The sequence below is a fragment of the Candidatus Chloroploca sp. Khr17 genome, from assembly GCF_004138165.1.
Classification (GTDB): domain Bacteria; phylum Chloroflexota; class Chloroflexia; order Chloroflexales; family Chloroflexaceae; genus Chloroploca.
Window position 1 is genome coordinate 24,865 of the sequence record NZ_RYFF01000012.1, and the last position, 20,440, is coordinate 45,304.

General features: G+C 57.3%; 14 protein-coding genes and 1 tRNA gene. 5 read left to right on the plus strand and 10 right to left on the minus strand.

Features of this window, described 5'->3' with window-relative positions; genetic code table 11:
* Positions 1–96 precede the first annotated feature (96 nt).
* Positions 97–1,071 (minus strand): glycosyltransferase family 2 protein, encoded by a 975-nt coding sequence (locus tag EKD05_RS09440; RefSeq protein WP_129672192.1) that lies wholly within the window; start codon positions 1,069–1,071, stop codon positions 97–99.
* Positions 1,028–3,070: a DUF4012 domain-containing protein gene (locus EKD05_RS09445; protein WP_165360664.1), complete on the minus strand. Its 2,043-nt coding sequence runs from the start codon at positions 3,068–3,070 to the stop codon at positions 1,028–1,030. Before EKD05_RS09445 ends, EKD05_RS09440 begins: the two co-directional genes overlap by 44 nt.
* Before the next feature lie 725 nt (positions 3,071–3,795).
* On the opposite strand from EKD05_RS09445, the gene EKD05_RS09450 reads away from it, so the two are divergent.
* Positions 3,796–5,736 (plus strand): ABC-F family ATP-binding cassette domain-containing protein, encoded by a 1,941-nt coding sequence (locus EKD05_RS09450; protein ID WP_129672194.1) that lies wholly within the window; start codon positions 3,796–3,798, stop codon positions 5,734–5,736.
* A 4-nt stretch (positions 5,737–5,740) separates the two neighbouring features.
* On the opposite strand, the gene EKD05_RS09455 is transcribed toward EKD05_RS09450, so the two are convergent.
* From EKD05_RS09455 to EKD05_RS09475, 5 genes are all read right to left on the minus strand, one after another.
* A complete protein-coding gene (locus tag EKD05_RS09455; RefSeq protein ID WP_165360665.1) occupies positions 5,741–6,112 on the minus strand; it encodes a FixH family protein in 372 nt (123 codons plus the stop codon).
* Positions 6,113–6,605: 493 nt separating this feature from the next.
* On the minus strand, positions 6,606–7,247 hold the full coding sequence (locus EKD05_RS09460) for a hypothetical protein (protein WP_129672196.1): 642 nt from the start codon (positions 7,245–7,247) through the stop codon (positions 6,606–6,608).
* Complete coding sequence (locus EKD05_RS09465; RefSeq protein WP_097650731.1) at positions 7,247–7,528, minus strand: DUF507 family protein; 282 nt, start codon at positions 7,526–7,528, stop codon at positions 7,247–7,249. The genes EKD05_RS09460 and EKD05_RS09465 overlap by 1 nt, the downstream gene beginning before the upstream one ends.
* Before the next feature lie 235 nt (positions 7,529–7,763).
* Positions 7,764–8,423: a class II aldolase/adducin family protein gene (locus EKD05_RS09470; protein ID WP_129672197.1), complete on the minus strand. Its 660-nt coding sequence runs from the start codon at positions 8,421–8,423 to the stop codon at positions 7,764–7,766.
* A gap of 260 nt (positions 8,424–8,683) precedes the next feature.
* A complete protein-coding gene (locus tag EKD05_RS09475; RefSeq protein ID WP_240695709.1) occupies positions 8,684–9,766 on the minus strand; it encodes a hypothetical protein in 1,083 nt (360 codons plus the stop codon).
* Between the two features lie 612 nt (positions 9,767–10,378).
* Here EKD05_RS09475 and ychF point away from each other — a divergent pair.
* Positions 10,379–11,461, plus strand: a complete 1,083-nt coding sequence (gene ychF / locus EKD05_RS09480) for a redox-regulated ATPase YchF (RefSeq protein WP_129672198.1) — start codon at positions 10,379–10,381, stop codon at positions 11,459–11,461.
* Positions 11,462–11,518: 57 nt separating this feature from the next.
* Here ychF and rsmI read toward each other — a convergent pair whose 3' ends face one another.
* From rsmI to EKD05_RS09495, 3 genes are all read right to left on the minus strand, one after another.
* Positions 11,519–12,421, minus strand: coding sequence for a 16S rRNA (cytidine(1402)-2'-O)-methyltransferase (gene rsmI / locus EKD05_RS09485; RefSeq protein WP_129672199.1), 903 nt, complete (start codon positions 12,419–12,421; stop codon positions 11,519–11,521).
* A complete protein-coding gene (locus EKD05_RS09490) occupies positions 12,418–13,377 on the minus strand; it encodes a GDP-mannose 4,6-dehydratase (protein ID WP_129672200.1) in 960 nt (319 codons plus the stop codon). The genes rsmI and EKD05_RS09490 overlap by 4 nt, the downstream gene beginning before the upstream one ends.
* A gap of 87 nt (positions 13,378–13,464) precedes the next feature.
* Positions 13,465–13,541 (minus strand) — tRNA-Val (locus EKD05_RS09495).
* Positions 13,542–14,352: 811 nt separating this feature from the next.
* Here EKD05_RS09495 and EKD05_RS09500 point away from each other — a divergent pair.
* From EKD05_RS09500 to EKD05_RS26680, 3 genes are all read left to right on the plus strand, one after another.
* The gene (locus EKD05_RS09500; RefSeq protein WP_370374895.1) at positions 14,353–16,413 is read left to right on the plus strand and encodes a PrkA family serine protein kinase; all 2,061 of its coding nucleotides are present in this window, start codon (positions 14,353–14,355) and stop codon (positions 16,411–16,413) included.
* A gap of 304 nt (positions 16,414–16,717) precedes the next feature.
* The gene (locus EKD05_RS09505) at positions 16,718–17,827 is read left to right on the plus strand and encodes a DUF444 family protein (protein WP_129672202.1); all 1,110 of its coding nucleotides are present in this window, start codon (positions 16,718–16,720) and stop codon (positions 17,825–17,827) included.
* A 23-nt stretch (positions 17,828–17,850) separates the two neighbouring features.
* On the plus strand, positions 17,851–20,424 hold the full coding sequence (locus EKD05_RS26680; RefSeq protein ID WP_240695710.1) for a SpoVR family protein: 2,574 nt from the start codon (positions 17,851–17,853) through the stop codon (positions 20,422–20,424).
* Positions 20,425–20,440: the final 16 nt, after the last annotated feature.

Here is a 20,440-nt window from a genome sequence, read left to right on the forward strand (position 1 = left end):
CAAAACAGGCATATTTCACGCAAGTTGCGCCAGAGCCTTGACATGGGATCCACTATAAGTGGCGGCTGTTGTAGCTCACCACGATCACGCTGGTGCTCATCGTTTCTTGCCTTCGCGAAGCATGCGGTTGAGCAGTGACTGTTGCATATCGAGCAGCATGCCACGCGTCGAGTGCAAGATGATGCCGGCGAAGATAAGCAGAACGCCAATCACACAACAGATGACCGTCATCAGCCCATAGCCGATCGCTAGTTCATGCGTGTCAACATAAATATGGATGATATAAGAACCGAGCACGAACCCTATCAGCAGCACGGCTAGGCCAGCAGTACTAAAGAAGAGCAATGGGCGACTCTGGCCGACGAGTCGAAGGATGCAGTTGATAACCTGCATGCCGTGGCTTACAGGGTTGCGCTTGGGGGGGTCGGCGTATGTGACATTGATGGGCACTTCGACAACCCGTAATTGATGGTCACGCAACAGGAATTGCATCTCAGACTCGATCGCAAACCCCCTCTGCCGGAAAGAGAGCCGCTCGATCGCTGTGCGCGAAAAAGCCCGAAAGCCGCTCTGGGTATCACTAAGCGAGACGCCAGAGGTCAGGTTCGTGACGACGTTCAGCCCATGCTGGCCGAACTGACGATAGACGGGAATGTCGTTTTTGACTTCCAGAAAGCGCGAGCCAACAACCACATCGGCCTGGTCGTTCAAGACTGGGGCCAGCACAACCGGAATATCGGTTGCACAATGTTGGCCGTCGCCATCCAGCATAACCAGAGCAGCAGGATCGTGCTGCAAAGCATAGGTAAAGCCCGTATTCACTGCGGTGGTTTTACCCTGATTCATCTCATGCTTGACGACGATCGCACCAGCACGGCGTGCAATTTCGGCTGTCTTATCAGTCGAGCCATCATCAACCACGATGACAATGTCAACCAGAGGGCGCACCGCAAGCACAATGCTCCCTATGAAACGGGCCTCGTTATACGCAGGAATGAGTGCAATGGTAGAACCGGGCAGCGTGTCATCATCTCGTGCCGGCTGATGTGACGCGGGTGATACCTGAAGCATCAAAACCCTCCCTTGTGCTGATTGATGTAGGTAGTAGGATGTTGGTCTGGTTAGGTAAAAGGTTGATCGCCGTAGGAACCTCGAAAGAAAGCTCAATCTGTGCGTCACGATCGATGACGAGATCTAGAACGATCTGACCATCAGTAAAATGGCCAGAAGCTGGGATGTGTACAGGACGTGCCTGGTTAGGCAACTTCACCGTGACCGTCAGTGGCACTGGTGAGATACCAGCTTGAGCCTGGACAAGCAGATGGTACGTCCAGGTCTGCTCAGTCTGACGGAGCACCGTTGAGGGCAATTGATATGTGAGGGTTGTTGTGCGCTCATCCGCCGTCGGGACAACCATCATCGTAGCAAAAAGCGTGGCCCCACGTGGGCCGATCTCGGTTGTGACCTGGCCTGATTCGGGTCGCCCACCCCACATCCACGCCCCTGGCGAAGGGCTGGTGCTACTCTCCCTCAAGAGGCTGCCTCCAGGAACAACGACACGCAGATAGTTCCAGTAGCATCCACGGGTCATCGTGGCATAATCACCGGTGAGAAAGGTGACCTGGAACGTGCAAGGCAGGGCGTCGGCTAGCGTGTGCCGATGTTGGACGTGCAGGGTTGCCGTCGGCTGGTCGAGTTGTCGTAAGTCAACCGTATAACTGGCCGAGCGTTGGATATGGACATTCGCTTTGTTGTAGCCCAGGTTGGCGTCCACCAACATCAGAAAATCGGCGTTGCCTGGTCGGACAGCCCCGTCCCAGTGATAACGGGCAAGCAGCGCGGCCCCAGTGGGATCAATCAGGCTGATCTGCAGATCACGTCGGCGCAGTGCCTCGTGCAGCCCTGGCCCGAGTTGTTCCAGGGCCGCCTGGTCAAGCTCTACGAGGCTCGCTTGCAAGGCCCGCGCCAGTTCTTGCAACGCTTTGCCCTTCTGCTCGGCCCAGGCTGCATTGAGCGCCTGCCCAGGATCCCACGAAGCACGCAAATAATCGAGTGCGCCTTCAGCATCAAAGGCTTCCGTCTCTTCGGGCAGCACGATGGGGCCAGAGGCGTCGATCAGCAGACGGATCAGCGAGGGTGTAACGGCCAACACGCCATCGGGCGCTTCATTGCCAGCCAGGGTAAAAAGCCGGGCTGCCTGTGCGGCTGACGAAGGAAAATCGGGCGACCAGTTGCTGTCACGCAGAACCCAGGGTCCCAGGCCCATATAGCGCGTCAATGGCATAGGGGCCGGGGGATAAACAAGCGCTTCGAAGTCGTCAAAGACGGTTACATCATCAATGACCAACGCCTCAAGCCGCCCCTCTGCAAGCGTCACGACCGCAATGCCCGTGATAAAGCCACCCGTTGGCCGTAGTTCATCGGGATTCTGGATCAAGACCAGATAACGACGTGCCTCGGTTGCTCCCAGCAGCTCAGGCAAGCGCAACGTCGCCTCGACGACATCCTGCGCAGGCAGCAGCCACGGCTCAAGACGGGCAAGAGGTTCGGCCAGTTCAACCACAAGCGTCTCGGTCGCGATCGCATCATAGTGTCGTTGGGCACGCCCAAGCGCCTCACGTGCGTCAAGCAACCGCGCCTGCTCAGCCAGAAGCTGTTGCACCAGCGCCTCGCCCAGAGCACCCGCTTCGGCCTGTCTGGTCAAGAGGGGGCTTGCTACGGTAAGCAGTTCATCGCCAGCCAGACTCAGATCGGCAGCCAGATCCAACAGCAGAGGGGCAGCAGCAAGCGACGGGCCTATCTGTGGCACCCAGTCCAACTGCTCGACCAGCGGTAACACTGGCCTCAGCTCCTGCTGCAAAGCGGCGACATTGCCGCGTGTCTTGCGCACGGTCTGATGGAACGCAGGCAAAGCCGTCATCTCAGGTATCCCCATAGTTACGATGGTTTGCATATCAGTGTGCAGTGCGCGTACCAGATCGTTCACTAGCCACAATTTGATACCGAGCCAGACAAATCCGATCAGCAAAAGGACAATAAAAAGATATCTTTTGAGATGCCATTGGCGCATAGATATACCATTAACAACACAGAGCATGGGAAAGTGCGACATTGCACAGATCAACCGAAGGAGCTCACGAGGTTAGCACATGCGCTACGGGGCAAATCAGGGGCAGAGCCAGACCATACGGGGGGTGGCACGCAAACAACAGCAGCAGTATGACCCAAAGGCTTGAGCAGGCACTGGGCACGCTCCGCCATTTCGACATAGCATAAGTGCTGTGCAAAGACGATAAATGCAAGTTACTCTATCAAATTTAAAAAATTAAAAAACTAGTAAAATTTTTCCGTTTTCGATAGTTTTTTGATATTTAATCAGGTTTACAATAATGATTAAGACTATCGACAGTTATTGTTATATCAAAAAGATTCTATCTTGTCAAATTTAAAAAGGATTCTATTAAGTAGCGTTTTCTTCATTTAAACAGCACCCATGCAAGACTCAGTAACATACGAATAGGCGCTTGTTTAGGCACTTGTTGCGCTCACTTGCCATGCGTCGTGATAAGCCTATCCCTGGCAATTTCTGCCCTATCTATACTCTTGTGTACCAATTTGCCCCTGATGACTCTTGCGCTTCTGGCAATTGTTGCGCGATCACAACTCTTGCTACGCGAGGGATCTCCACCCCCTCGCGCAGCAAGTGGGTGGCAAGCATCCATTGCTTCAATGCGCTGTGATGGAGCCTTGCCCAGCCAGTCGCTCGATCAGGTATAATGTCCCCCAGGACACACCATGACCATTCTCTCTGTCGAAGCCATCAGCAAACAATTTGGCCCTCGTCCCCTCTTTACCGAGGTGTCGTTTGGCATGCTCAAGGGCGAGCGCCTTGGGGTGATCGGGGTCAATGGCAGCGGCAAGACGACGCTGCTGCGCGTGATTGCTGGCGTCGAGCCGCCCGATAGCGGGCGTGTCGTGACGGCCAATGGCATGACGCTTGCCTATCTTCCCCAGGCGCCCCTCTTTGCGCCAGGGGCCACCGTGCTCGAGGCGGTCTTTGCCAGCCCTGCACCGACGATCCAGCTCCTCCGCACCTACGAGCAGGTGGCGACGGCGCTCGCTCACCAACCCGCTAACGCCGCGCTCATCGCGCAACTCGGTCAGTTGACACCCCAGATGGATGCGCTCGGGGCGTGGGAGGCCGAAACTGCGGCGCGGAGCATTCTTGATGAACTGGGCCTCGCCGAGGTGATCAATGTGCCCGTCGACGCGCTCTCGGGGGGGCAGCGCAAGCGCGTCGCGATGGCCCGCGCCCTTGTCGATCGGCCTGACCTGCTGATCCTCGATGAGCCAACCAACCACATTGATACCGATACCGTCGCCTGGCTCGAAGACTACCTCGCCCGCATCCCGACGGCACTGCTGCTCGTCACGCACGACCGCTATTTCCTCGATCGCCTGGTGAGCCGCATGCTCGAACTCGATCGCGGTCGCGCAACGGTCTATCAGGGCAACTACGGTCGCTTCCTCGAGCAAAAAGCCGAACGGCTCCAGCAAGAGGTTGCCGCCACTGATGCCCGCAAAAACCTGTTGCGCAAAGAGCTCGCCTGGCTCCGGCGGGGGGCGCAGGGCCGCACGACCAAGCAAAAGGCCCACGTCGAACGGGTACAGGATTTGATGACACAACGCCCCGAGGCCACCCAGGGCCAGGTTGCCATCGATCTCGCCCAGGGCCGGCGGCTCGGCAAGCGGGTCGTCGAAATCAAGAACCTGACCTATGCCTACGAGGGCCAGCCCCTAATCAACCAGCTCAACCTCGAAATCCGTCCCGGCGACCGACTCGCCATCATCGGGCGCAACGGCAGCGGCAAAACCACGCTGCTCAAGCTCATCATCGGGCGTCTCACCCCCGACGCCGGCGAAATCATCACTGGGGCTACGGTGCATCACGCCTACTACGACCAGGAAACCGAGGGCCTGAACCTGGATCAGCGCGTGGTTGACTACATCCGCGACGCCGCCGAACTGATCCGCGGGCGCGAAGGATCCCTGGTCGCGGCGACCCAGATGCTCGAGCGCTTCCTCTTCAGCCCCGAGCAGCAATGGGCGCTGATCAGCACCCTCTCGGGCGGTGAACGGCGGCGGCTCTACCTGCTCCGCCAACTGATCGAAGCCCCCAACCTGCTGCTGCTCGACGAACCAACCAACGACCTCGACCTGCAAACCCTCACCGTACTCGAAGACTACCTCGACGAATTCCAGGGCGCCGTCGTCGTCGTCAGCCACGACCGCTACTTCCTCGACCGCATCGCCCAGCGCACCATCGCCTTCGAAGCCAACGGCAAACTCCGCGAATACCCCGGTGGCTACACCCTCTACCGCCAATACCGGCAAGCCCACGACGAAGCAAAGAAGCAGGAAAAGAGCGCTGCGCGCGAGCCCATGCGCCCACGGGCCGGCATGCAGGCCGGCTCAACGGCTAGCGACACTCCGCCCAACCCCACAGCGCGTTCAACCCCGGCCACGCGGCTCAACTACAAAGAACGGCGCGAACTCGAACACCTCGAAGCAACCATCCCGCAACACGAAGCCGAACGCGACCAGATCATCGCTGAACTCGCCACCACCGGTGCCGACTACACCCGCGCCGCTGACCTCGCCACCCGCATGGCCGAACTCGAAGCAGCCATCGAAACCGCCTACACCCGCTGGGCCGAACTCTCCGAACGAGCTTGACAAACTACTCAACCGCGACAACCAAAAAAACCGCCCGGTATTCATCGTCGCCGAGCCTGACGACCACGATCATTTCCCAATCGCCCTCCATCGTATAGGCGCTGTAGGCGACATAACGCCCATCGCCCTCTGGCTCGGCGATCGGTCGGTTGATCCCCATCGGCATCGCGGGCATCTTCATATCAAGATAGATATCGGCCCCGTCACGCGGCTGACCGGTCTCATCCGTCAACGTGATCACAAATTGCTGGCTTGTATTGATGCGCGGCACCGCCACACCCTCGAAGGCAATCGTCAGATCACCAATCGTCTGTTGTTGCCGCGTCAGTTCCTCTTCCGGCGCGGGCGGCGGTGCCCCGCACGCCGCGAAGAACAAAGCGCAGACGCATATCAAGAAGAACCTATGCCACATTACCTCGTCCTGATGCGCTGGATCCAAGCTACCATCGCACATCTGCAAGCTGCCATCACCCTCTACATAGTCCCGACTTATTAGTCTGTAACGTACGTTTTCCGACCTTCCGCCCCCTCCCAACCTCCCCAGCGGGGGGAGGGCTAGGGAGGGGGGAAAGAGGGGGAAATTCACTTCATAGTGTGTCACTTAAGTGTTCTGGGGTCGTTCGCCGGCCACGAATGGGGCCACGAATACCGCACCGCAACGCCCATATTCGTTTATTCGTGATCAGCATTCGTGGTCGGCAGCGCTACCGGGAAACTTACGTTACACACTACTTATGGTTTTCAAGCAATTAATCTGCTCGACCTGGTGTGAAAGGCCACCCTCCCCCGCTGGGCAGGCGCACCGAAACGAAAGACCTGTGAGGTCTCTACAGCACCCCGAAATCTGAAATCTGAAATCTGAAATGGCATTATACCAGGCCAGCATCAATGCCACCTACCAACACGGGGATCGCGGCAATCTGCACCAGATGGAAAATGCCATTGTTATCAAACGGGAGACCGGCGATCTGCGTATGCAGGCGCGACGACTGGATCGCAGCCGCAATTAGCGAAAGCAGAATCCCCGCTGCCGTCAACTGCGCCCCGCGCATCCGCCCACCCTGCGCCAGGCGCACATAGATCGTCAAGGCATAGAGCAACGCCGCTGCCTCGTAGACAATGAAGACAATGAACCCGCGGGCGAGTCGGCGGGTCACGGTATCAAAGCCAAACGCGCCAAGCAAGAGCCAAGGCAAGACCCGCCGCCCGGCCCGCTCACCAAAGCCATCAGCCGTCGCCGCCGACGCAAAACAGCCGACCATCAAGCCAAAGCTGATCGCCAGCAACCGCCAGAGTAGATCGTGCGCACGCTGACCAAGCTTCAGCCCATGGGCAGCCGCCCCAAGCCCCCCAGCCGCCGCCAGCGCAGTAAAGGCCCCGCCCCACACATAGGCGCGCCAGGTACGATGGCGCATCAAATAGGCCGCCGACCCCAGCGCCAGCGCCGCAATCACCACATCCGTCCCGGCGGTCGTTTGCTCAGTTGGGCTCTCAATAAATTCAAGTGACATTACAACACCAGGCGACGTTCATTAATCAACTTATGGCGGAGCTTACGATAAAGATCGTCGTAGCTCAAGCGCCCCATCGTAATCTCGTACTTATAGGCTTGCAGCAAACCATGAATCTCGGCATCAAGCCGCTCTTCGACCTGCAATTCATCAGTGACGATCTGCTTGATCGCAATGCGCAACTCACTATCGCCCGCCTGAAAGAGCACCCCCTCAACATCGGCCAGCGCATCAACCAGATCGGCTGAAAGTTGTTCGATCTTTTCAGGTGAAAGTTTCATTGTTCTCCTAGTCTAAATTGGTCTGTCAACGAAGTTTCCCGATCTGTTGTCACCCTGAGTGCAGCGAAGGGTCTCAGGCGTGTCCACGACAGGAACTACATTTCCCGGTCGCGCCGCCGACCACGAAGAACCCTCACGAAGAAACGAAGACAGGCTTTATGACGCAATTATTCGTTCATTCGTGGCCCCAATTCGTGGACGGCTGACGACACCAGAAAACTTTTGTTACAGATTACTAATTTTGCATGCGAAGCGCCGCCCGCAAATGATACAGTTCAGCAATACGTTCATGGGGCATTGGCTCAAGAGGGCCAAGCAGATGGGCGGCATGCAGAATACGGGCGCAATGCTCGATCTGCTCCATCTGAAAATAGGCCGCTGTCGGCGTGCGCGCCAGCGTCAAAGCACCGTGGCGAGCCAGCAACATCGCGTCGTGGTCAGCAACCAGGTGATCAATCGCGTCGCCCATCTCGACGGTACCAGTACGTGCATAGGGTGCCGTCGGAATCGGCCCGAGCGCCAGCATCGCCTCGGGCAGCACCGGTTCACTCATCGTGATCCCGACGAGGGTCAAGGCCACCGCCATCGGCGGATGCGCATGCACACACGCCTGCACATCAGGGCGACGCCGATAGACGTGCAGATGCAAATGCTGCTCGGTCGACTGCCGACGACCCGGCGCAGCCCGCAACAACTCGCCCTCAAGGCTGATCACCACCAGATCCTCGGGGGTCAACTCACCCTTGCACAGACCAGCAGGCGTCATCAGGATCGAGCCATCGTGCAGACGCGCCGAAATATTGCCATCGCCAGCCACAATAAGCCCACGCTCATAGAGCCGACGCCCAACCGTCACGATCTCTTCACGCAACAACGCTTCAAACTGAGCAGCCATGCATCTCTTCTTTCTCTCCTAGCCCCAATACCTTGCAAATAAGGCGGCTATTTTGACGCAAAGGCGCAAAGGTTTTTGCGTAGGTGAGCTTAACCCTTCGCGTCTTCGCGTGAGCTTATTTGAAAAGTATTGCTCCTAGCCCCCATCCCTTGCAAATAAGATTGCCCCGTATTGACGCAAAGACGCAAAGGCGCAAAGCTATGTATAAAGATCCAAACCAACCCTTGCGCCCCCGCGCCTTTGCGTCAAAATAAATACCCCTAGCCCCGCGCACGCCGCCGCAGCTGGCGCGCAACCATCACCGCAAACAGACTCCAGCCCAGCCAGGCAAAGATCCCCCGACTAAACCGGGCCGCTAGCATCCAGAGCAAAATTCCACTCCGCGCTGACGCAACCAGGCTCCGCTTCCCAAAAGGAACGCGGGCCTCGGCATCCCAATCAATCGTGGCAAGTCGCCCCATCAGCCCCCGTTGCGCACAACCTTCGAGCGAATAGATATAGATTGTATCGGTATGGCGTGCCGCAAGCAAGAGATCACGTTCAAGCGCTTCCCACGAGAGCGGGGGCGGGGCGTCACCCGAACGCTCACGTCCCGACGTACCAGGCACCACACCAACCGCAATGCTATCGGCAGCAGGGCCATAGCTTGCCACCAGCGCCCCTCCCAGGTCGTTACCAAGCGCATCAAGCGGCGCACTACTATAGCAGATCAGCACCTCAACATCGGCGGGCAGATCAACAATATCAAGCGCCCGCTGCGCCAGACTCGTCCCGGCGCGGCGATCGTCGGCGAGGATCGGCAATTGATAGGTATGCACCTCGGCCCCATCATGGTGAATCCGAGCAATCAACTCGGTATAGGCCAGGCGTGCCGAAGCAAAGAGCACATTCTCACGGGCAAGCCAGGCGCGTCGCGTCAGATCACGCAAGCCCCAGCGATGAATATGATCGACCTCATTGCGCGGCGGCTCAATATCAAGCCCAATCGCCTGAAAATGCAACCCGTGCGTCAACGCCCAGCCACGAAACGCTGTATACCGCTCGACCGCCTGCGGATAATTTTGCAGATGGAACCAAAACCCCTCATCAGGTGAGAGCAGCAACCACGCAATCGCAGGAATACGATGTTGATTCAACAAGCGCACCGCCGCTGCCGTCGGTTCATCAAAGTGACGCATCGCAACCGCCACACCATACCCATGCACCGACAACTCAGCCAGCAACAACTCATCGTGCAACAATGCCCACAACTCATCACGCTCAAGTTCGCAAAAAAAGATCAACTGTGGCCGCCCAAAGCCTGGACGCATTGCATCAATCATCTGGGGGGTAGCATAGACCATGAGGCGGTACCCTTCACACGGGAAACTTCCCTAACACCCCTCCATTATACACCCCTCCTAGGCCGAGGCGACCTTGAATCGGGCAGCCCCGTAGGGCCGAAGCACGCGCCTCACCCAGCCTGATCGGGCGACAGCCCATACAGACGGGCTGTGGCACTGACAACGTCGCTTTCAGAACAAAGACGGGCGAGCCGCCCACGATTGGCACAGCCACTCGTCACACATATAGCGATGGCATCCCCAGGCACTCCCAACGCCCTTTGCATCTTTGCGCCTTTGCGCCTTTGCGCCTTTGCGTCAAATCATCATCCATCTGGGGTTGCAACTTTAGCACCACCGCGCTATACTTGCCCAGACTCAAGGCTTATGCCCGTTACCGTTCTGAGTGGTGCATCGCATCCCGATACACTCAGTGGTCTGTCACAAAAGTTTCCCGGTAGCACCGCCGACCACGAATACTGATCACGAAGAAACGAAAAGGGGCGGTGCGGTGCGCTCTTCGTTTCTTCGTGGCCCCATTCGTGGTCGGCGAACGACCCCAGAAAACTTAGATTACAGACCGCTCAGTCTATTTTCCTATTTCCCACTTTCCTATTCCCTTCACAGAAAACTATGAAAATCGCAATTATTGGCTTGCCAAATAGTGGCAAAACAACCGTCTTCAATGCCTTAACGCGCGGAACAGCCGAGACAACGGCCTACGCCTCTGGCCAACTTGAACCAAATCTGGCCACTGTCAAAGTTCCTGATAACCGTCTCGCCGTGTTGACTGCGATGTTCAAGCCCAAAAAGACGACCTTTGCCGATGTGCAGTATGTTGATGTCGCCGGCCTCAGTGGTTCGCGCCGCGAGGGCGAGGGCTTGCCTCCTGCGTTGCTCAACTACCTTGGCACCGCTGATGCGCTGCTGCACGTTGTGCGCACCTTTCAAGATAGCGCGGTGCCTCACCCCGAAGGCTCAGTTGACCTGATGCGCGATCTGCAGGCCGTCGATCTCGAACTCGCGTTTGCCGATCTCGCAATTATCGAGCGCCGCTTGCAGCGCCTCAATGCCGAGATCACCAAAATGGCTGCCCGCGACAAGGAGCTACGCATCACCGAGCGCGAGTTGCTGCTGCGCTTGCAAGCTGGCCTTGAGGCTGAAGTACCGATTCGTGCCGCGCAGATGAGCGACGAAGAAGAGCGCCTCATCCGTGGCTATCAGTTCCTCACGGCCAAGCCCCTCTTGCTCGTGCCCAATCTCGGTGAAGATCAGTTGAGTGCGCCGCCCACGGTCACCTATGCCCATCCGCGCAGTGCCGTTGTGCCGCTCTGTGGCAAGATTGAGGCCGAATTGGCCCAACTCGATGACGAAGATGCGCAGACCTTTATGGAAGACCTGGGCATCACGACCCCTGCCCGCGAACTCGTCATTCAACAGAGTTACACGCTGCTTGGCCTAATCAGCTTTTTGACCACCGGCCCCGATGAGGTGCGCGCCTGGACGATCCGCCAGCAGACGCCAGCCGTCGAAGCTGCCGGCGCGATCCACTCCGATCTTCAGCGCGGTTTTATTCGCGCCGAAGTTGTCGCCTACGACGACCTCATCAAGGCTGGCTCGATGACCGAAGCCAAAAAGCAGGGTACCGTCCGCATGGAAGGCAAAACCTACATCGTGCAGGACGGCGATATCTGCCATTTTCTCTTCAACGTCTGATTCACTAAAGTTTTCTGGCATTCCTGGGTACGCGGGCGTCCCGCCCGCGTACCCAGGCTACTCCCCAGCCCCAAGGCTCAGCCAGACCTCATACACTACACTCTTTTGCAGGCCCAGTTCGCGGGCAACCGCACGGGCCGCACTGCTCCCACTGAAGCCCTGGTCGCGTAGGAGGCGCAGCCGTCCGGCGATCTCGGCTTCCGTTGGCGGTTCGCCGGTATGGGTGCTCGCCTGGAGGCGGTTGCGGTCGCGTTTGTGTTCACCAGGGGGGCGTCCCTCGATCACGAGCGTGTATTCGCCCCGCGGACGCTGGGTGCTGAAATGGCTGATCAGGTCGCTCGCTGTGCCGCGCCGCAGATCTTCAAACCGCTTGGTCAGATCTTTCGCCACAACGATCGTCCGGTCACCAAAAACCGCCTGCATATCGGCCAGGCTGTCGAGCAATCGGTGCGGCGCTTCAAAGCAGATCAGGGTCACCGTTAACTCAGCCATATCCGCAAAAAGCGTGCGCCGCTCGGCACTGCGCCGGGGCAAAAAACCAAGGAACGCAAAGCGTTGCGTCGCTAACCCCGAGGCAACCAGTGCCGCAATCGGCGCACTCGGCCCCGGAATGGGCACAATCGTGTAGCCGGCAGCCAGGCACGCCTGTACCAACTCAAAGCCCGGATCGGAAATGGCCGGGGTTCCCGCATCAGAAATAAGCGCAACATTGCCCAGACTCAAGGCTTCAAGGATCGTCTCAAGCCGAGCCAGTTTGTTATGTTCGTGATACGAGATGCAGGACGTGCTGATCTGATAATGATCGAGCAGGGTACGGCTATGCCGCGTATCTTCGGCAGCAATCAGGCGCACCTCACGCAAGATTCGCAAGGCCCTGAGCGTGATATCCTCAAGGTTGCCAATCGGCGTCGCCACCAGAAAGAGCGTTCCCCGCGCTCCGGGTAGAACTTCCTCGCTCACCGCGCCAACTCCGTGCGCCAGTAGGCAAGCAATTCCTCGACAATTTCGACCATCCCAATGGTGGGTTGCCAACCCGTTGCCGCACACAGTTTGCCGTTATCACCACGCAGGATCGGTTCATCGCTCGGGCGCAGCCGCGCCGGGTCAACCTGCACCTCCACCGGAACCCGCCCGCGCTCTACGACCATCTGCACAATGTCGCCAATGCGCGTCGCCTGCCCCGAACAGAGATTATAGACTTCACCGGGTTGTCCATGCTCAAGCAACAGCCAGAGCGCACGGGCGACATCGCGGGTATGCGTAAAATCGCGGCGCGGCTCAAGATTGCCCACCCGCAGGATCGGCTCTTGCAGGCCAAGCTCAATCGCCGCCATTTGCCGACAGAAGGTCTGGATCGAACAACGGTCGCCCTGGCGCGGCCCAACATGATTGAACGAACGCGTGACCACCACGTGCAACCCAAAGTTGTCGTGGTATTGCAGCCCCGTCAACTCAGCCGCCACCTTGCTCACCCCATACGGGCTACCAGGACGCATCGGGTGCGTCTCACCAATAGGGATAGCCTCGGGCGCTACCGTGCCATACTGGGCGCTCGTCCCCGCGATATGCACCCGCGCCGTGGGCACATGACGGCGCACTGCCTCGAGCAGATTGACCGTCCCCTCAACATTGACCCGCAACGTATGAATCGGTGCCTCCCACGAAGCACTGGGATAACTCTGGGCAGCGAGGTGAAAGATGCGCGCGGGAGCAGCCTTGGCAATAGCACGATCGATGGCAAACGGATCCTCGATATCACCCTCGTGGATCGTCACCCGCTCAAGCAGATGGGCAATAGGACGAGCATCGCTGCGCCAGCGCTTAAAAGCATGAACCTCAACTGCAGGGAGTGTCAGCAGATAATCGGCGAGGAAACTCCCAACAGGACCAGTCAACCCGGTAAGCAAGACCCGCATAGGTCGCCTCACTCGACAGCGGCACCCGTGCGTGCCAGGAAACAAAAAGCCCGCCCCATGTGGCGGTGCTTGCAAAAGAAAGAGCGTTGGTGGGTGATAGTGGATTTGAACCACTGACCTCCACGATGTCAACGTGGCGCTCTAACCAACTGAGCTAATCACCCAACGGGCTGTATGCTACCATATCCATGCACAACCTGTCAAGCAGCGAGAGCGAGGATTCTGCACCTTCAAACATGCCAGGTGTGCGCCGGGACACCGCTCCGTTCCCCCACGGATCGCGGCGGCGCACACCTGGCATGTTTCCTCGGCGCGACGAAGGGCGCAGCAGCGCAATAGCCCACCCATCGGCAAACGGCGCCTGCCATCGCTGCTGCGCCCACGGCAGCAGCGCACACACCACCCACCCCCGCGACGGAAGTAGGGGCGCAGCAGCGCAATAGCCCACCCATCGGCAAACGGCGCCTGCCATCGCTGCTGCGCCCACGGGAGTTATAGTCGCACCTATGTTCAACAAGATGACGAGCCAATTGTCGCACAAATATTTCTGAATGTTGTGACAAACCACGCAAGAAACAGCCCAAACTATCCTTGACGCGCCTCTAGCGCGTTGTTATAATGCTAATACCTGACCAATCAGGATCTCCTCTTTTTAGACTCCCAGAGATCGAAAGCTGTATAGCGATGTCGCACAGGGACTACGTAGACGTACTCCCTGCTACCCGCCACCACTGTACCCGCGAGATCGCTCAGCGCAGATCGCATGCCCTGCACGTTAGCATAACTGCCCGCTGGCTCCACGAGGATCCGACGCCAGGCCGACGGCGTGCGCCATGAGTTTGCCCCAACGCTCTCCTCAGGCGGATGATCGTCTGGGTAACGACCGTTGCGGCACTCTCTACGCCTGGATTACAAGGGAACAAGGGCCTTGAGCAGGAGGAATAACCGATGACAACCGTGACCGGTAGCTCGCTGATGGAATTTCTTGGCGAAATCCAGGATCGCAAGCAGTTCCAACAACTGAATTGGCGTGGGAGCTTTGGCGAGTATCTGGATCTTGTCGCCCAGGAACCACGTGTAACCCGTAATGCGTTCCAACGCATCTACGATATGATTATGTCCTATGGCACCGAGGATTTTATTGATGCCAAAAAACGCTTGATTCGCTATCGGTTCTTCTCTGATGAAACCTTTGATGGCGATGATTCAATCTATGGCCTCGAGATTCCGTTGATGCGGCTGGTCAATTTCTTTAAGGGTGCCGCCAAAGGCTATGGAACCGAAAAGCGGGTGCTCTTGCTCCACGGCCCCGTCGGTTCATCCAAGTCAACCATCGTTCGCCGCATCAAGAAGGGCCTTGAACACTATTCCAAGACCGATGATGGTGTCCTCTTTACCTACGATTGGTACCTCGGGACGATCGAAGACCACGCGAGTTTCGATTTTCGCCAGGTGCCCGAGGCCGAGTGGGAAAAGTGCCCGATGCACGAGGAGCCCCTCCACCTCATTCCACTTGATCACCGCGAGGCCTTCCTCGCTCGGATGAATGAGGGCCGCCCAAGTGAGGAGCATGTCCGTATCTCGGGCGATCTCTGCCCCGTCTGTCGCTTTCATTTCCGTGAGTTGATGCGCCGCTATGATGGCGATTGGATCAAGGTTGTGCGCCATATCCGCGTGCGCCGCCTTGTCTTTAGCGAGCAGGATCGCGTTGGCATCGGCACCTTCCAACCCAAGGATGAGAAGAATCAGGACTCGACCGAGCTCACCGGCGATATCAATTATCGCAAAATCGCGCTCTATGGCTCCGATTCTGATCCCCGTGCGTTCAATTTCGACGGTGAGTTCAATATCGCCAACCGCGGCATTATCGAGTTCGTCGAGATGCTCAAGCTCGATGTGGCGTTTCTCTATGACCTGCTCGGTGCTTCGCAGGAACATCGCATTAAGTCCAAGAAGTTTGCCCAGACCGATATTGATGAGGTGATTATCGGCCATACCAATGAGCCCGAGTATCGCCGCCTCGAAAATAATGAGTTCATGGAGGCGCTCAAGGATCGCACGGTGCGCATTGATATTCCCTATGTCACCCGCCTCCGCGATGAGGTGCGCATCTACGAGCGCGATTTCAATAAGAAGAAGGTGCGGGTTCATATCGCCCCCCATACGCTTGAAGTCGCCGCGATGTGGGCCGTGCTGACCCGCCTCGAAGAGCCGAAAAAGCCCAATCTGACGCTCTTGCAAAAGCTTAAGCTCTATAACGGCAAGTCCCTCCCCGGTTTTACCGAGGATAATATCAAGGAGTTGCGCAAAGAGGCGATCCGTGAGGGCATGGAAGGCATTTCGGCCCGCTATATCCAGGATAAAATCTCGAATGCGCTCGTGAGCAATCAGGAAGAGGGCTATATCAATCCCTTTATGGTAATTAATGAACTCGAGGGCGGACTCAAGAATCACGCCCTGATTAGCTCGGAAGATGACCGCAAGCACTATCGCGATCTGCTCGCTCTCGTCCGCGAAGAGTATACCGAAATCGTGAAGAATGAGGTGCAACGGGCGATCTCCGCCGACGAAGAGGCGATCAAACGGCTCTGTGGCAACTATATTGACAATATTAAGGCCTATACGCAGCGCGAAAAGGTGCGTAATCGCTATACCGGTCAGTATGAAGAGCCCGATGAGCGCCTGATGCGCAGTATCGAGGAGAAGATCGATATTCCCGATTCGCGCAAGGACGATTTCCGCCGCGAAATTATGAATTATATCGGTGCCCTGGCGATCGAGGGCAAGACCTTCGATTATCGTACCAACGAGCGCCTCCATAAGGCCCTTGAACTCAAGCTCTTTGAGGATCAAAAGGATAGTATCAAGCTTACGTCGCTTGTCTCACGGGTGATCGATAAAGATACGCAAGAGAAGATCGATGTCGTCAAGGCTCGCCTCGTGCGTGACTTTGGCTATAATGACCAGAGTGCAACCGATGTCCTGAACTATGTGGCCTCGATTTTCGCCCGTGGCGATACCCGCGGAAACTATTAACGCAAGCTTAGTGAGGTGAGCGAGAGCAGTCCTAGACGACGTGTGTCTGAGGAGTGCCGGCTTTAGCCGGCTCATGAATATTCAATCGTCCATCGGGTCTATGGTCGTGCCGACTTCAGTCGGCTGAGCCGGAAGCCGACTGAAGTCGGCACGACCTGATGTAATTCTTAAAAGCCATAAGTCGGCCCTGCGGTCTATAACCCAGATAGGACTGCTCTCGCTGAGCCAGCGTGCATATCGTGTCTCACGCATAGCAGGCAGAACAACCACTATGCTGGTCGTTCTGCCTCCCATCAGTACGCCTATGTCAATGAAACGTGTTGACCGTGACCTCGGACGTTTTCGTCAGATTGTCCGGGGGAAAATCAAGCAGGATCTGCGCAAGTATATGTCCCACGGCGAGATGATCGGCCGTCAGGGCAAGCGCTATGTCTCGATTCCTGTGCCCCAGATTGATTTGCCCCAGTTTCGCTATGGGGCCAAACAGGGCGGCGGGGTCGGCCAGGGTGAGGGCGATGTCGGCGATCCTATCGGGCAGGGCGATCCCCAGCAGGGCCAGGGTGAGGCCGGCTCTGAGCCTGGGCAGCACGTGCTCGAGGTCGATGTGCCGCTCGAGGAGCTCGCCGCAATCCTCGGCGAAGAGTTGCAGTTGCCCAATATTCAGCCCAAAGGCCAGAAGAATCTGATTAGCGAAAAGGATAAGTATAGCGGGATCCGCCGTACTGGCCCTAATTCGCTGCGCCATTTCAAACGAACGTACCGCGAAGCCCTCCGCCGCCAGATCTCGTCTGGTGAGTATGATAGCGTTGATCCGATCGTGGTGCCGATCCGCGATGATATGCGCTATCGCTCGTGGAAAGAGGTGATGATCCCCGAAAGCAATGCGGTGATCATCTATATGATGGATGTCTCGGGCTCGATGGGCTCCGAACAGAAGGAACTTGTGCGCATTACGGCCTTCTGGATCGAAACGTGGCTCCGCTCACAGTATAAAGAGATCGATATTCGCTATATTGTCCACGATGCCGCCGCAAAAGAGGTTGACCAGGAAACGTTCTACCATATCCGCGAGGGCGGTGGTACCAAGATTTCGTCAGCCTATAAGCTCTGTAATCGCTTGATCGATGAGCGCTATCCCGCCAATGAATGGAATATCTATCCCTTCCATTTCTCTGATGGCGATAACTGGGGCGGCGGCGATACCCGCGAGTGCGTTGAGTTGCTCAAGAAGGAGCTGCTGCCCAAGGCCAATCTCTTCTGCTATGGGCAGGTGCGGTCGCTCTATGGCTCTGGCCGCTTTGCCCACGATCTCGAAGAGTATCTGAGTAACGACGAGCGCATTGTGATCTCTGAAATTACTGAACGTGATGATGTCTACGATACAATTAAGGATTTTCTCGGTAAAGGCAAGTGATTTCCTTGCGTGATAGATAGCTTATGAAGAGTACACGTCTGCCAACCCAACTCGAGACGGCTCGCCAAGAGATCGAAGCCATCGCCCGTGCGTATGGGCTCGATTTCTTCCCGATCCTCTATGAGGTGCTCGATTATCGCACCCTCTATGAGACTGCGGCCTTCGGCGGCTTTCCTACCCGCTATCCCCACTGGCGCTTTGGCATGGATTTTGACCAGTTGCTCAAGGGCCATGTCTGGGCCGGCTCGACAATCTATGAGATGGTGATCAATACCAATCCTTCCTATGCCTATCTGCTCGAAGGCAATGAGGATGTCACCCAGAAGATGGTCATGGCCCACGTGACCGGCCACGTCGATTTCTTCAAACATAATATGTGGTTTGCCCATACCAATCGCAAGATGCTTGATGCGATGGCAAATCACGCAACCCGTATCCAGCGCATTATTGACCGCGTGGGCTATGATCTCGTTGAGAGTTTTATTGATACCTGTCTCTCGCTCGAGAATCTGATCGATTACCATTCGCCCTATATCCGCCGCCCTGAAGCCCAGACCCATCGCCCGATTGTCGGTGAGGATGAACCTGATCTGGTCGAGGGTCTCAAGGTTGACCGTGAGTATATGCGCGGGTATATCAATCCCCCCGAGTACCTCGAAGATCAGCGCAAGAAACTCGATACGGAACGCGCGAAACAGCGTCGCTTTCCTGAAAATCCGCAGCGCGATATCCTGCTCTTTCTCATGAATTATGCGCCCCTCGAGCGCTGGCAACATACGGTGCTCGAGATTGTTCGCGATGAGGCTTACTATTTCGCGCCCCAGGGCATGACCAAGATCCTCAATGAGGGCTGGGCCTGCCTCACCGGTACGGCGTTGCTCTTTACCGAAGAGGGGTTGCTGCCCCTCGCCGAGGTGGTGCAGCGTCAGTTGTCGCTGCGCACCGCCGATGGCAGTCAACCCCAACGGATCTACGATTGGGCTACCTTTGCTGATTATCCGACGATCAAATTGACCACCAACCGCGGCTTCCAACTCGAAGGCTCGGTCAACCATCGTGTGCGGCTCGCCGATGGCGCGTGGCGGCGCCTCGATCAACTCCAACCCGGTGACCAGGTGCAACTCGCCGGCGGTCAGGGTCTCTGGGCTTCGACGTATGCCCGCCTCAGTCCTGCTTCACCTGCTGTGCTCGATGAGCCGCTCGCGGCGTTGCTGGGTTATCTCGCCAACCACAAGCTGCATCTCAAGGTCGCTTCAGTTGACGAGGCCGACGACGAGCCGCTCTTCGCCGCGTCGAAGCATACCCGTTGGCAGGTGCCGCTAACCACGCTCGTCGCGCCACTGACGGTGACAACCCGTGACGTGGCCTGCGTCCAGACGCTGCTTGCGTATGCAGCGCAGTGCCCCGATGTTGCGTTGGTTACCCACGATGATGGCGCGCAGTGGCAGATCGTGCTCGAGGGGGGTGAAGCCGCGCCCACGCTGCACCAGGTTGTTGCTGCACAGGTGATCCCCGCCTCGATCATGTGCTCGCCAAAGCCGGTGGTCGCCAGTTTCCTGCGGGGTCTCTATGACGCCAACGGGGATGTCTCGCCGCAGGGCGCCGTGCTCTTCACCAGGGAGGCGACCTTTAGCCAGCATGTGCAACTGCTCTTGCTCAACTTTGGCCTCCTCAGCAACAACCAGCAACAGCCTGATGGCACCTGGCAGATCAGCATCACGGGGGCCTCGCTCCGCACGTTTGCCGACCAGATTGGCTTTGCCCAACCCGCCAAAACGCAGGCGCTGCAGAACATCCTCGCCAGTCAGCCTACGCTTGCCCCCGCACCCTGGACAGATACCGTGGTCACGCTTGCGCCTGGCCGCGCCGATGTCTACGACATCTCGGTGGAAGTCACGCATCGGTATGCCGCGCAAGGTCTGATCAACCACAATAGCTATTGGCACTCGACGATCATGACCCAGCACGTTGCCGACGCCTCTGAAATCATCTCGTTCGCCGATCTCCATAGCGGGGTCGTCGCAACCAGCGGAGGACGGCTCAACCCCTACAAAGTGGGCCTCGAACTGCTGCGCGATATCGAAGATCGCTGGAATAAAGGCAAGTTCGGCAAAGAATACGATGAATGCGACGACCTTGCCGCCAAACGCACCTGGGATCGTGGGCTTGGCCTCGGTCGCCAGAAGATCTTCGAGGTGCGCAAGCTCTATAACGACGTCACTTTCATCGACGAATTTCTCACCCCCGAATTTGTCATCGAAAACAAGCTCTTTACCTTCCGCTACAACCGAGACACCGATCTCTACGAAATCGCCTCACGCGAATTCCGCGAGATCAAAGAGAAGTTGCTCTTCCGTCTCACCAACTTCGGGCAGCCCTCGATCATCGTCGAAGACGGCAACTACAACAACCGGGGCGAGCTCTATCTTCGCCATCGTCACGAAGGCGTCGATCTGAAGATGGACTATGCGCGGGATACGATGCGCAACCTGCATCGCATCTGGACACGCCCGATCCACCTCGAGACTATCATCGACGACAAAAAGCGCTTGCTCTCCTTCGATGGCAGTGATTTCACCGAACGCCGCATTGATTAGTCAATGAAAGCGCAGC

Excerpts from the sequence above, each read along its gene's own strand:
- EKD05_RS09460 (WP_129672196.1), bottom strand. The coding sequence starts at position 7,247 with ATGTCACTTGAATTTATTGAGAGCCCAACTGAGCAAACGACCGCCGGG.
- EKD05_RS09490 (WP_129672200.1), bottom strand. The coding sequence starts at position 13,377 with ATGCGGGTCTTGCTTACCGGGTTGACTGGTCCTGTTGGGAGTTTCCTC.
- ychF (WP_129672198.1), top strand. The coding sequence starts at position 10,379 with ATGAAAATCGCAATTATTGGCTTGCCAAATAGTGGCAAAACAACCGTC.
- EKD05_RS09500 (WP_370374895.1), top strand. The coding sequence starts at position 14,353 with ATGGAATTTCTTGGCGAAATCCAGGATCGCAAGCAGTTCCAACAACTG.
- EKD05_RS09475 (WP_240695709.1), bottom strand. The coding sequence starts at position 9,766 with ATGGTCTATGCTACCCCCCAGATGATTGATGCAATGCGTCCAGGCTTT.
- EKD05_RS09450 (WP_129672194.1), top strand. The coding sequence starts at position 3,796 with ATGACCATTCTCTCTGTCGAAGCCATCAGCAAACAATTTGGCCCTCGT.
- EKD05_RS09505 (WP_129672202.1), top strand. The coding sequence starts at position 16,718 with ATGTCAATGAAACGTGTTGACCGTGACCTCGGACGTTTTCGTCAGATT.
- EKD05_RS26680 (WP_240695710.1), top strand. The coding sequence starts at position 17,851 with ATGAAGAGTACACGTCTGCCAACCCAACTCGAGACGGCTCGCCAAGAG.
- EKD05_RS09440 (WP_129672192.1), bottom strand. The coding sequence starts at position 1,071 with ATGCTTCAGGTATCACCCGCGTCACATCAGCCGGCACGAGATGATGAC.
- EKD05_RS09470 (WP_129672197.1), bottom strand. The coding sequence starts at position 8,423 with ATGGCTGCTCAGTTTGAAGCGTTGTTGCGTGAAGAGATCGTGACGGTT.
- EKD05_RS09445 (WP_165360664.1), bottom strand. The coding sequence starts at position 3,070 with ATGCGCCAATGGCATCTCAAAAGATATCTTTTTATTGTCCTTTTGCTG.
- EKD05_RS09465 (WP_097650731.1), bottom strand. The coding sequence starts at position 7,528 with ATGAAACTTTCACCTGAAAAGATCGAACAACTTTCAGCCGATCTGGTT.